Below are 13,821 nucleotides of genomic sequence, written 5' to 3' on the forward strand. Positions count from 1 at the left end.
TGTGCCAGCGAGAGTACGCCCGCGACAAACGAATGGACGCTCTGTGAGCATTCGAACGGCTGAATACCCCCGGCCGGACCACTTCCTGTTGCACCTGAGTGACACCCACCTGCTTGCAGGGGGCTCGAAGCTCTACGGCAGCGTCAACGCTGAAAACCATCTGGCCGATCTCTTCGCCGAGGTCGAGGCCTCCGGCGTCCGGCCCCAGGCCATCGTCTTCACCGGCGATCTCGCCGACAAGGGCGAACCGGGAGCCTACGAACTGCTGCGTGAGATCGTCGAGCCGGCCGCGGCACGCCTTGGCGCCCGCGTGATCTGGGTGATGGGCAACCACGACAACCGCTCGGCGTTTCGCGCTGAGCTGCTCGACCAGGTTTCCAGCGAGGCGCCGATTGACCGATCGTATGACCTCAACGGTTTACGGGTGATCACCCTCGACACCTCGGTGCCCGGCCACCACTACGGCGCGGTATCCGCTGAGCAGCTGCTCTGGCTAGCTGAGGAACTGCGCGTACCAGCTCCCGACGGTACGATTCTCGCCATGCATCACCCGCCGATCCCGAGCGTGCTCGACCTCGCGGCCGTTGTCGAGTTGCGCGACCAGGATCGCCTGGCCACCGTGCTTCGCGGCTCGGACGTGCGCAGCATCATCGCCGGACACCTGCACTATTCCTCGATGGCGACGTTTGCCGGCATCCCCGTATCCGTGTCGTCAGCAACCTGTTACACGCAGGACCTCAACGTTCCCGTCGGTGGCACCCTCGGTCGCGACGGCGCCCGAGCCTTTAATCTCGTGCACGTCTACCCGGGCACTGTGCTGCACTCGGTCGTGCCGCTCGGTCAGTTTCCCACGCTTGAACACGTGGATGCCGCTGAAAGCGCCAGGCGCCTGCGCGCTTCCGGCGTCGAGATCACGCCGTCGGAGACTCTGCCTGCATTGCGCGAGCCGCCAATGACCCGGCCGATCCCGGTACTGCACTAGAGGCTACACTGGCCCGTTCCCACGGTGCCACGATCGGAAAGTACAGCTCGAGAAATTCGGTGACCGCGGCGCGACGCACCTCGGTAGAGATTTCCGGGTGACTGCCGTCGTTCAGGCAGAACATGTCCTGGTCGCGATGCTTGCGCAGACGATTCATTTGTCGCAGGGCGATGCGCAGTGTCGTCTCGATATAGAGCGAGCGCACCTGCGTCTGCGCAACCGCGCGACCGGTCATCAAGGCATAGTAGTGATACAGCGAGTTGGTGACCGAGATGTCGGTCGCCGAACGGAACCGGCTGGCGGCTGTGCGACTGAAGTCCTCGGGAAACTCCTGTTCCAGTTCAATTAGCACGCTCTTGCGCATGGGCGCCGGCGTGTGTTCCAGGTGCCGCGTGGTCACCTTGCCGAAGCGCCCGCGCAACAGCGCCCGATTCACCCGAGCGGCATTCTCGAACCCGCTGCGAGTCGGATCGTTCTCGCCCAGCCCGATACGAGTGGCCGCCTCCACGAACTTGGTCACCCCGCCCGGCGAGAAGAACAGCTCCGGGCCGACCGGGCGACCGAAGAACATGTCGTCGTTCGAGTACAGAAAGTGCTCGGCCAGGCCCGGAATGTGATGAAGTTGGCTTTCCACGGCGTGCGAATTATGAATGGGCAGCACGCTCGTGTCAACGAAGAAGTCTTCACTGCGCATGATCGTGACGCGTGGGTGCTCGGCCAGCCACTCGGGCGCGGGTGAATCGGTCGCGATGAAGATACGTCGAATCCACGGGGCGAACATGTAGACGCTCCGCAGCGCATACTTGAGCTCATCGATCTGACGAAAACGGGCGTCGGAATCGTCACCTTCGCCGACTACGTAAGCCTTCATCCGCTTGGCACGTTCCCGCTGAAATTCGTCGCTCGACCCGTCGACCCAGCTGAACACAAGGTCAATGTCAAAGGAAACGTCGCTCGCCAGGTCGTCGAACATGTTCTGCAGGGTCAGCCAGGTGCGCCCATACATGTCGATGGTCGTTTCACGGGCTTCGGAGCGCGGCAGCCGGGTGCGCATGAGGGCGTTTTCGACGGGGGCGATGATTTCGTCTTCGCCGAAGCGCCACATTTCCAGCTGGAATGCCGTCTGGGCGCCATAGCGCAGTCGGCCGATCGGTTCGATGCGCGGCCGGTAGACGCGAAACACGGAGGACTTGCGCAGCGTCGTGAGAGCGCCGTCGGCGAGCAAAAATTGCTGGCTGACAGCGCCATCGAGCGGTTTGGCGTAGAAGGGTTCGTTGGCGAACGCCCGGCTCAAGACCCTGGTGATTTCCTTGCGCCGCTTGCGGTCGACGGCGATGACCGGCCGCTTGTGGTCGCCGCGCACGAGCAGAAAGTCGATGCCGGCAGCGGTGAGGGCGTCATAGACGGCTACGAGGTCCTTCACCATGGACTCGTGCGGCGTGTAGTGGCCGTTGATGAGGGCGATCTCGCCCTTGCGCACGACGAGATCGTCACGGTCGAAGCGACGGGTGCGGGCATCCGGTGTGATCAACACCAACTCGGGCTCACTGCTGAGGGACAGTGTCGGGATCAGCCCGGTGTTGGTGGGGGGTTCCGGGTCGCTCGAGTCGAAGCCGACGGTGTCCGGGCGAAACGCGTCGGTGTCAAAGATGTCACCGACGAAAGTATCGGCGTAGCCCTGGAGTGAAGTCTCCGGTTGTGCCTCCGGAATGTCGCGTGTCGCCATGGTCCTCCTTGAGAAAAGTGGTGCACTCGATCGTGGTCCAGCCAGGGCTGACACTGCGGAGTGCGTCGAAATTACCGGCGTAAATGATTCAGAGTGTTTCGCAGCGACGATCTGCTCGAGAAGCGACGAGGTTCTCGATGAGCGACTGGCGTTTGGTGAAACGCGGTGGCATTTGTCTTTAGTGTACGTCTCGAAGTCGTTAATTTGCTGCGGCGACCGGGCGACCGGGCCGCGCCATCAACGGACGCTGCGGCATCCGTTTAACCGGTCTAACCGTGTCAGAGTGCGGATTTCGGGAACCACGAGGGATCCTTTCGGCGGGCCCAGGGGTGTGGGGCGAAGGTGATATCCCGATGTTAGTGCTTGTGCGGTCGAACGGTTTGTTGCTCCTCAGCGCCAATTTGGCCAAGGAGTACGGCGGTGGCGTCGAACGGCGGCAGTTTTGCTGGGTCGGTGACCGGCAGTTGGCAGACGAAGTCGCGGCAGAGGTACGCGGTGGGCTGGCCGCTCGGCGCCGTACGGGCCGCGAAAAGGTCGAATCCGGCGGCGGTGAATGCCCGCGCCTGAGATTCTGAAACGGATGCAACCACTCCCGCCAGATGGCGACGAGCGAGGTCCTGCAGGGTGACGGGGTACGGGGAAGCGGGCGCCCGGTCGTTCCGGCGCGGCTGGTCCGGCGAGACAATGACGAGTTGCTCAATCGGAGCGTTGACTTCGTCGAACAGCCGCAACACGGCGCCATAGGCGAGTGGTCGAGCGGGAGCCAGGTCGGCGACGAGGCCGAGGCTGGCCTGCGCGGCCCGTCGGTAGCGGTCATCGCCGGTGAGGCGGTGCACAAGCAGTGCGGCATCGGCACTGGCGGAAAGTCCAGAGGGGTAGGCACCCTCGGAGGGATCGATAGTGCTGACCAGACCCTGCCGACTGAGCACCGGATCTGCGCCGTGCGGCGGGCGGAAAACTGGAGTGTCGGTGGCTGCCGATAGCGTGCTGTCGAGCAGGTGACGAGCCCGAGTGGCGTAGGTCACGTCACCGGTGACCAGTGCGAGTTCGAGGAGTCCACGCGAGTACATGCCATAGTCCTCCAGGGTGGCTTTCGCGGTCGAAGTGCGCCCATCAACCGAGGCTCGCACGAGGGTGCCGTCGGCCCGCTCGTGGTGCGCGTGCAGGTAATCGGCTGCCCGGCGGGCCGCGGCTACGAGGTCGGGCTGGTCGAAGGCGAAGCCGGCTCGGGCCAGCGCTTGGATGGCCAGACTGTTCCAGCCCGTCAGCACCTTCTCATCGAGGGCCGGCGGGGTCTGCTTCGAGCGGTCGCTCTGCTCGAGGGCGTAGTAGCCACCCTCGACTCGTCGGCCATCGACGGTGCTCTCTGAGTCCTGCGCGCTCGCGAACCCGCCTCCCGGAAGCTGCATCACATCGCAGAGAAAACGTGCGATTTTCTCGGCGACCTGACGGGCCCAAGGCTGGCCGCTGAGCATCCACGCACGGGTGTACAGGCTGAGCAGCTGAGCGTTGTCGTAGAGCATCCGTTCGTAGTGCGGGTCGCTCCAATCTCGATTGACCGCGTAGCGAAAGAAACCGCCCTCGATCGGGTCTCGCAGCGGTGACGCGCCCATAATTTTGAGGGTGCGCAGGGCGAGCGAGGGGCCGTCGCCGTCGAGCGCGTTGCCGTGCCCGAGCAGAAACGAGAGCGCAGGGGCAACCGGAAACTTCGGCGCACCGCCGAAGCCACCGAACCGGGGGTCTTCGTATCCGACCAGTTCGGCGACGGCCCGGTTGAGCGCTTCGCCGCCCAGCTGCCCGCCTGCCGCGGAGCGAGCCGCGCCGGAGGCGAGCTCCCGCGCCGAGTCGGCGAGCAGCTCGGCCACCCTGCCGGCGCCGGCCGTCACTTCGGCGCGGCGGGTCTGCCACGCCTCCGTCACCGCGGTCAGTACCCCGCGAAAGGACGGATGCGCCGCGATAGCCACCGGCGGAAAGTACGTTCCAGCGTGAAAGGCCTGGCCGTCGGGGGTGACGAACACGTTCAGCGGCCAGCCGAGCCCCTCGACGAACGCACTTGCCGCGGCCAGGTAGCTCGCATCGACGTCGGGGTGCTCCTCCCGGTCAACCTTGACGCTCACGAAGTGGGCGTTGAGGTACTCGGCGATCGCCGGATCGCTGAAGCTCTCCCTCGCCATGACGTGGCACCAGTGGCAGGTGGAATAGCCGATCGATACCAGCACCGGCACGTCCCGCTCCCGCGCTTCAATGAACGCGTCTTCACCCCAGCCGAACCAGTCCACTGGGTTGTCGGCGTGGCTGCGCAGGTAGGGGCTGATGGCATCGGCGAGGCGGTTGGTCATGCTCCATTCTGCTCCCGGTTGCAGTTTCGGGCGAGCGAAACGAAAAGCTAGGCGGCCCCGAGCAGGGCGTTCCGCCGACGCTGCACCCGCACCCACACCACGAAGCCCACGAGGGTAAAGGCACCATAGAACAGGTAGAGAAAGGCGGAGGCATAGTAGCCGGCGCTGATCAGCAGCGGCACGCCGACGATGTCGACCGCCACCCAGATGAGCCAGAATTCGGTCCAGCCTTTGGCCATGCCGTAGGTCGCGAGCAACGAGCCGGTGAAGATCCAGGCATCCGCCCACACCGGTTCGAACGAGCCCAGGGCACGAAAGATGGGGGTGAGCACGAGGGTGCCGGCAACCAGGCCCAGGCCCAGCAGGATGCGGGTACGGTTGCCGGCCCAGCGCGGGGCCACGGCAACATGCACGGCCGAGTTGCGGCTGCGCTGCCACTGTACCCACCCGAAGATCGACACGACGATGAACATGATCTGACGACCGGCCTGACCGAGCAGGTTGACCGGGTTGGGCGTGCCGAACACGGCCCCGAGGAACACCGTGAACAGCAACGCATTGCCGATGATCCCCACTGGCCACGCCCAAATTTTGCGGCGCATGCCGCCGACCGCACTGGCAATACCGAAGGCATTGCCGACGATCTCGCGCCAGAGAATGGTCTGGTTACCGATCTGCAACTGGGCGTCGAACAGCCATTCAATCGGATTCATGGAGATCTTTCTGCAGGACAACGTGCCCGGTGACGCACAACGCATCCCAATCTACGCCGCTGCGTGGGGAGGTGCAGCGTGATGACGCCAGCGGCCCCACTCATCAGTGAATGCTGCGGACTAGTTCACCTCGTTGGGGTGCGCGGATACGCGGCCGGCACGCTCGAGCGCGGAGATCATGGTGACCTCGGTGCGAGTCAGTTCGAAGTCGAAGACGTCGAAGTTCTCGGTCATGCGTGCGAGACGGTTCGACTTGGGGAACAGGATGTTGCCCATCTGCAGGTGCCAGCGGATGACGATTTGCGCGGGCGACTTTTCGTGCGTCTCGGCGGCATCCGCTATCACCTGCTCGTCGAACAGGGGGTATTTACCCTGGCCGAGCGGGCCCCAGGCCTCGATGTTGATACCGTTATCGCGAGCGAAAGCGGTGACTTCAAGCTGCTGGTGCGCCGGATGCAGCTCGATCTGGTTGATGGCCGGCACGATGGCCGTCTCGTGCAGCAGGCGGTCAAGGTGGGGTACCAGAAAGTTGGAGACGCCGATGGAGCGGGCCCGGCCGGACTCCTGAATCTTTTCGAGAGCTCTCCAGCTCTCGACGAATTTGTCGTTGGCCGGAGCCGGCCAGTGGATCAGGTAGAGGTCCACGTAGTCGAGGCCCAGCTTCTCGAGACTTTCCTCGAACGCGTCGAAAGCCGACTGGGTGCCCTGACGGTCGTTCCAGAGCTTGGTGGTGATGTACAGCTCGGAGCGGGCGATGCCGGAGGAAGCGAGGGCCTTGCCCACGCCCTCCTCGTTGCCGTAGATGGCGGCGGTGTCGATGTGGCGGTAACCGACCGACAGCGCGTCCGCCACGATGCGGGTGGTTTCGTCGGGTTCGACCTTGAACACTCCGAAACCGAGCTGCGGAATCGTGTGGCCGTCGTTGAGGGTGATGGTGGGAACAGATTTCGTCATCCCGTCAGCCTATTGGCTGCTGTTCAGCATCCACCCCGCTGAACACCCAATGTTCACTGACCGCGAAAGCGTTGATATGACCGACGTAATATTAAGTCTTCATGGAAACGCTGAATATCACCTTCCCGCCCGAACTGCCCGTCAGCCAGCGTCGGGACGACATTGCCCGCGCGATTGCCGACAACCAGGTCGTGATCGTCGCCGGGTCGACCGGGTCGGGCAAGACTACCCAGTTGCCCAAGATCTGCCTCGAACTCGGCCGCAAAAACATCGGCCACACCCAGCCGCGCCGACTCGCCGCGCGCACCATCGCCGAACGCATCGCCGAGGAGCTCGGGCAGGAAGTCGGGCAGCTGGTCGGCTACCAGGTGCGATTCACGGACAAGGTCGGTGTTGACACCCGCATCAAGTTGATGACCGACGGCATCCTCTTGAATGAGATTCACCGCGATCGTATGCTGCGCAAGTACGACACGATCATCATCGATGAGGCGCACGAGCGCAGCCTCAATATTGACTTTCTGCTGGGCTACCTGCGGCAGTTGCTGCCCAAGCGCCCCGATCTGAAGCTCATCATCACCTCGGCCACCATCGACCCGGCCAGTTTCGCGAAGCATTTCGCGGCTGCGGACGGCACCCCGGCGCCCGTCGTCGAAGTGTCCGGCCGCACCTTTCCAGTGGAGATTCGCTACCGGCCGCTCGTCGCGGAGCCCGGAATCGACGATGACGACGACACAACGGATGCCGCTCCCCCGGTCGACCGCGACTATATCGAGGGCATCACCGCCGCCCTCGATGAGCTCGAACGGGAGTCCAACGGCGACGTGCTCGTCTTTCTCTCCGGCGAGACCGAGATTCGCGATGCCGCCGACGCGCTGCAGGGCAAGTACGCCTCCTCGGCCAGCCGCAACCCCACCGAGGTGCTGCCACTCTACGGCCGGCTGTCGTCGGCCGACCAGCACCGGGTGTTCCAGCCGTCGACCGTGGCCGGGGTGAAACGGCGCATCGTGCTCGCGACCAACGTGGCCGAGACCAGCCTGACCGTGCCGGGCATCCGCTATGTCATCGACGCCGGAACCGCGCGCATCAGCCGGTACAGCGTGCGCTCCAAGGTGCAACGACTGCCGATCGAAGCGATCTCGCAGGCCTCCGGCAACCAGCGCAGCGGTCGCAGCGGCCGCACGAGCGATGGCATCGCGATTCGGCTGTACTCCGAAGAAGACTATATGCGCCGTCCGGAATATACCGAACCGGAGATTCTGCGCACCAACCTCGCCGCCGTCATTCTGCAGATGATCTCGCTCGGCCTCGGCGACATCGCCTCGTTCCCCTTCTTGACCCCGCCGGACAGCCGCAACATCAAGGACGGCCTCGACCTGCTCGCCGAGCTCGGCGCCATCGAGGCCGACGGCGCCGGGCGCACCAAGAGCGGTCGCGCCGCCGCTCGGGCCACCAGCAGCGAGGCGGATACCATCGCTCCGGCCGCCGCCCCGGCGACCCCCGCGTCCCCGGCGACCCCGCGCCTCACTCGCATCGGCCAGCAGCTCGCGCAGCTGCCGATCGACCCGCGCTTTGGCCGCATGGTGATCGAGTCGAAGACGCAGGGCACCAGCCGGGAAGTCATGGCGATCGTGGCCGGGCTGACCATTCAGGACCCGCGAGAGCGCCCGCTCGAGCGTCGCGCCCAGGCCGACCAGTTTCATGCCCGGTTTGCCGACCCGACGAGCGACTTCCTCAGCCTGCTCAATCTCTGGAACTACCTCGAGAAGCAGCAGTCCGAGCTGGGTTCGAGTGCCTTTCGACGCCTGTGCAAGAACGAATACCTCAACTACCTGCGAGTGCGCGAGTGGCAGGACGTGCTGCGGCAGTTGCGGCAGCTGGCCAAGCCGCTCGGCCTGCATCTCGGTGAGCCGAGCACGAACCCCGACGGCGTGCACCGATCGTTGCTGGCCGGGCTGCTGTCCCATATCGGCCTGAAAGACGTCGCCAAGAAGGACTACGTCGGTGCTCGTCAGCAACGCTTCGTACTCTTTCCCGGGTCGACGCTGGCGAAGAAGCAGCCGAGCGCGGTCATGAGCGCCGAACTGGTCGAGACCAGCCGGCTGTTTGCCCGCATGAACGCGGTCGTCGACCCAGCCTGGGCCGAACCCCTCGCCGGCAACCTGTGCAAGCGCAGCTATTCTGAACCGCACTGGGAAATGAAGCAGGGCGCCGCCGTGGTCTACGAACGTGTAACGCTGTACGGCGTGCCGATCGTGGCCCGCCGCCGAGTGCAGTTCTCGCGGATCGACCCTGCCTACGCCCGGGAGCTGTTCATTCGCCACGCACTGGTGGAGGGCGAGTGGGACCGCGCGTCGGGGCCGCAAACGTCGGCGGCAGAGAAGGAAGCCGATCGCGGCGCGCGGGGACCGTCCCGCAACGAACGTGTCAACATCTCGGTCGACGGCGGCACGGCTTCGGGCGGGCGCGGTTCCGGCCGCGGCGCACCGATGGTTGGCAGCAGCGCGAGCCGCGGTGGGCGGCCCGGCCAGACCGGCGACCCCGGAATGTGGGCATTTGAGCGGGCCAACGCCAGGCTGCGGGAGGAACTGGCCGAGCTGGAGGAGCGCACCCGGCGCCGGGACATCCTCTTCGATGACGAGGCCGTCTTCGATTTCTACCAGCGCCGCATTCCAGCCGACGTATCATCGACCAAGAGCTTCGAGGGTTGGTGGCGCGCCGCCAGGTTCGACACCCCCGACCTGCTCACCATGACCGCCGACGCGCTCGTGGCCGAGGACTCCCCCGAGATCGATGAGGGGCTCTTTCCGCCGAGCTGGCAGCAGGGCGACCAGCGCCTGGCCCTCGGTTACCGGTTCGAACCCGGCGAAGAAGACGACGGCGTGACCGTGCGCATCCCGCTCGCGCTGCTCGCCCGTCTCTCGCCGAACGGTTTCGACTGGCAGGTGCCCGGCCTCCGGGCCGAATTGGTGACCGCCATGATCAAGTCGCTGCCGAAGAGCATCCGCCGCAATGTCGTTCCCGCCGCCGACTGGGCCACTCGACTACTGGGCGAACTGCCCGGCGAGCCCGGCATCGTCATGGCGTTGCCGACACCTATCCCCGACGCGTCGTTCGCCGAGACGCTCGCGGCGTTGATCCAGAAGCTGACCTACGTGCCGGTGAGCGCGCGCGACTTCGAGCTCGGCCGGATTCCCGCACACCTGCGCATGACGTTTGTCGTCACCGACGAGCGCGGACGCACCGTCGCCGCCGACAAGAACCTCAGCGACCTGCAGCGCCGGCTCGGCACCCGGGTGCGCGAGAGCGTTGCGAAGGCAACGAGCGCTGCAGCGCCGAGCAACGCGATCGAACGCGGCGGCCTCACCACCTGGGACCTCGGCGAGCTCCCCCGCTTCCTCGACACCAAACAGGGCGACAACACGATTCGCGGGTATCCGACGCTGGTCGATGATGGGGCATCCGTTTCTATTCGCATGATGAGCACCGAACTGGAGCAGGCCCGCGCGCTGCCCCGCGGGGTGCGCCGGCTGCTGCTGCTCGCGACGCCGTCGCCAGCCGCGTATGTGCAGCAGCACCTGACCGCCGCCGAAAAGCTGAGCCTTGCGACCAGCCCGTACAAGACCACGCAGGCCCTGTTCGAGGATTGCCTCGCCGCAGCGGTCGACGACGTGCTCTTTCGGGTGCGTCCGGGCGGCCAGGTGTTCATGAAGGCGGAGTTCGACACCATTCGCGATCGAGTATCGGGGGTGGTGATGGACTCCATGTTCGAAACGGTGGGTCTGGTCGCCCGTATTCTCACCGCTCAACGCCTGGCTGATAAGGCACTCAAGGCTGCAACCAGCATGGCACTGCTGCCGGGAATCAGCGACGCGCGCCAGCAGCTCACCGCATTGGTCTATCCCGGTTTCGTCAGCGAAACCGGTCTCGTCCAGTTGCGTCATCTGCCGCGCTACCTCGGTGGCATCAGTGCCCGGGTGCCAAAACTCGTCGACAACCCGAGCCGCGACCGGGTCTGGATGAACGAAACCCAGGCTGCAACCACCCGGTTCGAGAACGCCGGCGGTACCATGCCGCTTAAAGCGGATGCTGACGTCTCCGTTCTGCGCGCCCGCTGGATGATCGAGGAACTGCGGATCAGTCTGTTCGCACAGGAACTCAAAGCGGCGGAGTCTGTCTCACTGCAACGAATCCAGAAAGTGCTTGCCGGATAACGGGCCTCTGCTGCCACGGGTTGCCGCCGGGCCCACCTTACGGAACCGGGCCCACGATAGATCATGGGCCCCCTTTCCGGGCCCGGGCCCGGAAAGGGGTGAGTGGGGCTAGAGCACTTTGGAGAGGAAGGCCTGGGTGCGGTGGTGCTGGGGGTTGGCGAGCACCTCGGTGGGTACGCCGCTCTCGACGACGACGCCGCCGTCCATGAAGACCAGCGAATCGGCGACCTCGCGGGCGAAACCCATCTCGTGGGTGACCACGATCATGGTCATGCCGTCGCGGGCCAGGACCTGCATGACGTCGAGCACCTCGCCGACCAGCTCGGGGTCGAGCGCGCTGGTGGGTTCGTCGAACAGCATGAGCTTGGGTTCCATGGCGAGGGCACGGGCGATCGCGACCCGCTGCTGCTGTCCGCCAGAGAGGTGCGCGGGGTAGTAGTCGGCTCGTTCGGCGAGACCGACCCGGGCCAGGAGGGCGCGGGCGTTGGCCTCGACCCCTGCCCTCGACAGGCCCTTGACCCGGATGGGCGCTTCCATCACGTTCTGCAAAGCGGTCATGTGTGGAAACAGGTTGAAGCGCTGAAACACCATGCCGATGTCTCGGCGCTGCCGCGCCGCCTCCTTAGGGCGCATCTCGTAGAGCTTGTGGTTGGCCTCGCGGTAGCCGATGAGTTCGCCATCCACGCTCAGGCGTCCGGACGAGACGACCTCGAGATGGTTGATGCATCGCAGAAAGGTGGACTTGCCCGAGCCGCTTGGCCCGACCAGGCACATGACCTCGCCGCGCTTGACCTCGAGCGAGATGCTCTTGAGCACCTCATTAGAGCCGAAACTCTTGGAGACGCGGTCGGCGACCACCATAGGGGTGTCTAGCATCAGCGGTCTTCCTTGTGCGGGTCGGTGGGGGGCAGCACAACGGTGGGTTGACCGCTGCCGACGACCGGGGTGACCCCGGTCATGGTGCCCGTGATCGACGCCGTCGCGTCATCCGCTTTCTTATCTGGGCGGCGGTCGCCGATGCCGCGGGCGAACCGCTTCTCGAGAAAGTACTGGCCGACCATGAGGATGGAAGTGAAGAACAGGTACCAGATCGACGCGACGATGAGCATCGGCACTGTTTCGAAAGTCACGGCGGCAATGTCGCGGGAGCGCGTGTACAGCTCGAGGGTGAAAGGAATGGCCGTCACGAGCGAGGTCGTCTTGAGCATCGAGATGACCTCGTTGCCGGCCGGCGGAATGATCACCCGCATCGACTGCGGAACGATCACGCGCACCATGGTCTGGAACCAGCTCATACCGAGCGCGGTCGCCGCTTCTTCCTGCCCGCTGTCGACCGAGAGCAGGCCGGCGCGCACGATCTCGGCCATGTAAGCGGCCTCGTTGAGGGCAAGTCCCACGATCGCGAGAATGAACGCGCTCAGCGCGACCCGGGTCGGAAAAGACACCCACGGTTCGGTGAAGGGCAACCCGATGTCGATGGTCTGGTAGATCGTGCCGATCAGGCCCCAGAATGCGAGTTGAACGTACACCGGGGTACCACGGAAGATCCACAGGTAGACCCAGGCGATACTGCTGACGACCGTGTTGGGTGAGAGCCGCATGATGGCGAGGGTCACCCCGAGAATGATCGCGATGACCATGGAGTAGACCGTGAGTTGCAGGGTGATGAACGCCGCCTGCGAGATGCGCTGGTCGAACAGGTACTTGCCGACCGCCGGCCAGTTGTAGGCCGGGCGCATCGCCGCATCGGCGATGAACAGCGCCACGATGAGCAGCAACACGACCGCGAAGGTATTGCGCCACGGGTGGCGCAGGCGAATGGCCTTGATACCGGGCTCTGTCTTGACGCCGGTCGCCGTCGTGTTCGTCATGATGTGGGTCGCTTACTCTTTCTAGCCGTTGGCGGCGACGTTGATGGTGATGGTGTCGATGCCACCATCGGTGACACCCCACGCGTCGAGGATCTTGCCATAGGAACCGTCATCGACCATGGACTGCAGGGCGGCCTGCACGGCCGCCGTCAGCTCGGATCCCTTGTCGACGGTGATGCCGTACGGCGCCGTGTCGAAGCTCTCGCCGGCGGGCTGTAGCTCGCCGTCGGCCTTGGAGATGGCGTAGAGGGTGACGGGCGAGTCGGCGCTGAGCGCATCGGCCTTGCCGAGCACGACCGCGTTGGTCGCTTCGTCCTGCGAACCGTAGGGCAGCACGTCGATGGGCTCCTTGCCGGCTGCGACGCAGGCCGCGTTCTTGGCGGGCAACTCATCGGTCTCTTCAACCGTGTTGTCCTGCACGGCGACGGTGAGGCCGCAGGCATTGTCGGGGTCGACGGTGCTGCCAACGGGCGCGGCCCAGAGGATTCCGGCGTTGTAGTAGTTGACGAAGTCAACCTGCTTCTCGCGCTCGAGGTTATCGGTGAAGGAGGATTCACCGATATCGACGGTGCCACCGGTGATGCTTGGAATGATGGTGTCGAACGACGCGATCTGGTACTTCGTGGTGAGGCCGAGCTTGGCGGCGATACCGTTGGCGAGCTCGATACCCCAGCCGATCGGTGCCCCCGACTCGTCCTTGAACTCGTTTGGCGGGTAGGCCGCGTCGGTTCCGACGACGAGCACGCCCGCGCTTGCAATGTCCGCGGGGAGCAGCGCGACCGCTGCGGGATCCGCTTCGATGGTGCTCGCGGCATCGGGCGATGTCGTTGCGGTCGGAGTGGAGTTGTCGACACAGCCGGTCAGCAGCAAGACGGCGGCGGCAGCGAATGCCGGAATAACGTAGCGTGCGCGCATGGCACTTCCTTCTCTAGGTGGTCGAAAATGCGCGGGTTCGACGATGAGCCCACACGCGGGTAAGACCTAACGAGCCTAGTGCAAGCGCGGCGCGGCAAATTCGAGCG

The 13,821-nt window shown here is 65.0% G+C and carries 9 protein-coding genes; 2 read left to right on the top strand and 7 right to left on the bottom strand.

What is annotated here, in order from left to right; genetic code table 11:
* The first annotated feature begins 43 nt into the window (after positions 1-43).
* Complete coding sequence (locus tag CXY70_RS04270; RefSeq protein WP_104191146.1) at positions 44-982, top strand: phosphodiesterase; 939 nt, start codon at positions 44-46, stop codon at positions 980-982.
* Here the strand turns inward: CXY70_RS04270 and CXY70_RS04275 are convergent.
* The 4 genes from CXY70_RS04275 to CXY70_RS04290 all read right to left on the bottom strand — a co-directional run bounded on the left by CXY70_RS04275 (position 912) and on the right by CXY70_RS04290 (position 6,714).
* Positions 912-2,708: a stealth family protein gene (locus tag CXY70_RS04275; protein ID WP_104191147.1), complete on the bottom strand. Its 1,797-nt coding sequence runs from the start codon at positions 2,706-2,708 to the stop codon at positions 912-914. The two genes, CXY70_RS04270 and CXY70_RS04275, sit on opposite strands and share 71 nt — an antisense overlap.
* A 356-nt stretch (positions 2,709-3,064) precedes the next feature.
* Complete coding sequence (locus CXY70_RS04280; RefSeq protein WP_104191148.1) at positions 3,065-5,047, bottom strand: thioredoxin domain-containing protein; 1,983 nt, start codon at positions 5,045-5,047, stop codon at positions 3,065-3,067.
* A gap of 47 nt (positions 5,048-5,094) precedes the next feature.
* Entirely contained in the window at positions 5,095-5,760 is a 666-nt protein-coding gene (gene pnuC, locus CXY70_RS04285; RefSeq protein ID WP_104191149.1) for a nicotinamide riboside transporter PnuC, read from the bottom strand.
* Between the two features lie 120 nt (positions 5,761-5,880).
* Complete coding sequence (locus CXY70_RS04290) at positions 5,881-6,714, bottom strand: aldo/keto reductase (protein ID WP_104191150.1); 834 nt, start codon at positions 6,712-6,714, stop codon at positions 5,881-5,883.
* A 101-nt stretch (positions 6,715-6,815) separates the two neighbouring features.
* Between CXY70_RS04290 and CXY70_RS18255 the strand changes: the two genes are divergently transcribed.
* On the top strand, positions 6,816-10,928 hold the full coding sequence (locus CXY70_RS18255; RefSeq protein ID WP_104191151.1) for a DUF3418 domain-containing protein: 4,113 nt from the start codon (positions 6,816-6,818) through the stop codon (positions 10,926-10,928).
* A 108-nt stretch (positions 10,929-11,036) separates the two neighbouring features.
* Here the strand turns inward: CXY70_RS18255 and CXY70_RS04300 are convergent, their stop codons facing one another.
* Genes CXY70_RS04300 through CXY70_RS04310 form a run of 3 tightly spaced genes read right to left on the bottom strand, consistent with a single transcriptional unit; the run spans position 11,037 to position 13,714 of the window.
* On the bottom strand, positions 11,037-11,789 hold the full coding sequence (locus CXY70_RS04300; protein ID WP_158250908.1) for an amino acid ABC transporter ATP-binding protein: 753 nt from the start codon (positions 11,787-11,789) through the stop codon (positions 11,037-11,039).
* Positions 11,790-11,803: 14 nt separating this feature from the next.
* Positions 11,804-12,799 carry an amino acid ABC transporter permease gene (locus CXY70_RS04305; RefSeq protein ID WP_104191153.1) on the bottom strand — a complete coding sequence of 332 codons (996 nt, stop codon included), beginning with the start codon at positions 12,797-12,799 and terminating at the stop codon, positions 11,804-11,806.
* A gap of 21 nt (positions 12,800-12,820) precedes the next feature.
* Positions 12,821-13,714, bottom strand: coding sequence for an ABC transporter substrate-binding protein (locus CXY70_RS04310; protein ID WP_104191154.1), 894 nt, complete (start codon positions 13,712-13,714; stop codon positions 12,821-12,823).
* Between the last annotated feature and the right edge of the window lie 107 nt (positions 13,715-13,821).

The organism is Cryobacterium sp. Y82, from assembly GCF_002929495.1.
Lineage (GTDB): Bacteria > Actinomycetota > Actinomycetes > Actinomycetales > Microbacteriaceae > Cryobacterium > Cryobacterium serini.

What these genes read in the sequence shown, in the direction of transcription:
- CXY70_RS04275 (WP_104191147.1), bottom strand. Translation starts at nt 2,708, where the DNA reads ATGGCGACACGCGACATTCCGGAGGCACAACCGGAGACTTCACTCCAG.
- CXY70_RS04280 (WP_104191148.1), bottom strand. Translation starts at nt 5,047, where the DNA reads ATGACCAACCGCCTCGCCGATGCCATCAGCCCCTACCTGCGCAGCCAC.
- pnuC (WP_104191149.1), bottom strand. Translation starts at nt 5,760, where the DNA reads ATGAATCCGATTGAATGGCTGTTCGACGCCCAGTTGCAGATCGGTAAC.
- CXY70_RS04290 (WP_104191150.1), bottom strand. Translation starts at nt 6,714, where the DNA reads ATGACGAAATCTGTTCCCACCATCACCCTCAACGACGGCCACACGATT.
- CXY70_RS18255 (WP_104191151.1), top strand. Translation starts at nt 6,816, where the DNA reads ATGGAAACGCTGAATATCACCTTCCCGCCCGAACTGCCCGTCAGCCAG.
- CXY70_RS04300 (WP_158250908.1), bottom strand. Translation starts at nt 11,789, where the DNA reads ATGGTGGTCGCCGACCGCGTCTCCAAGAGTTTCGGCTCTAATGAGGTG.
- CXY70_RS04305 (WP_104191153.1), bottom strand. Translation starts at nt 12,799, where the DNA reads ATGACGAACACGACGGCGACCGGCGTCAAGACAGAGCCCGGTATCAAG.
- CXY70_RS04310 (WP_104191154.1), bottom strand. Translation starts at nt 13,714, where the DNA reads ATGCGCGCACGCTACGTTATTCCGGCATTCGCTGCCGCCGCCGTCTTG.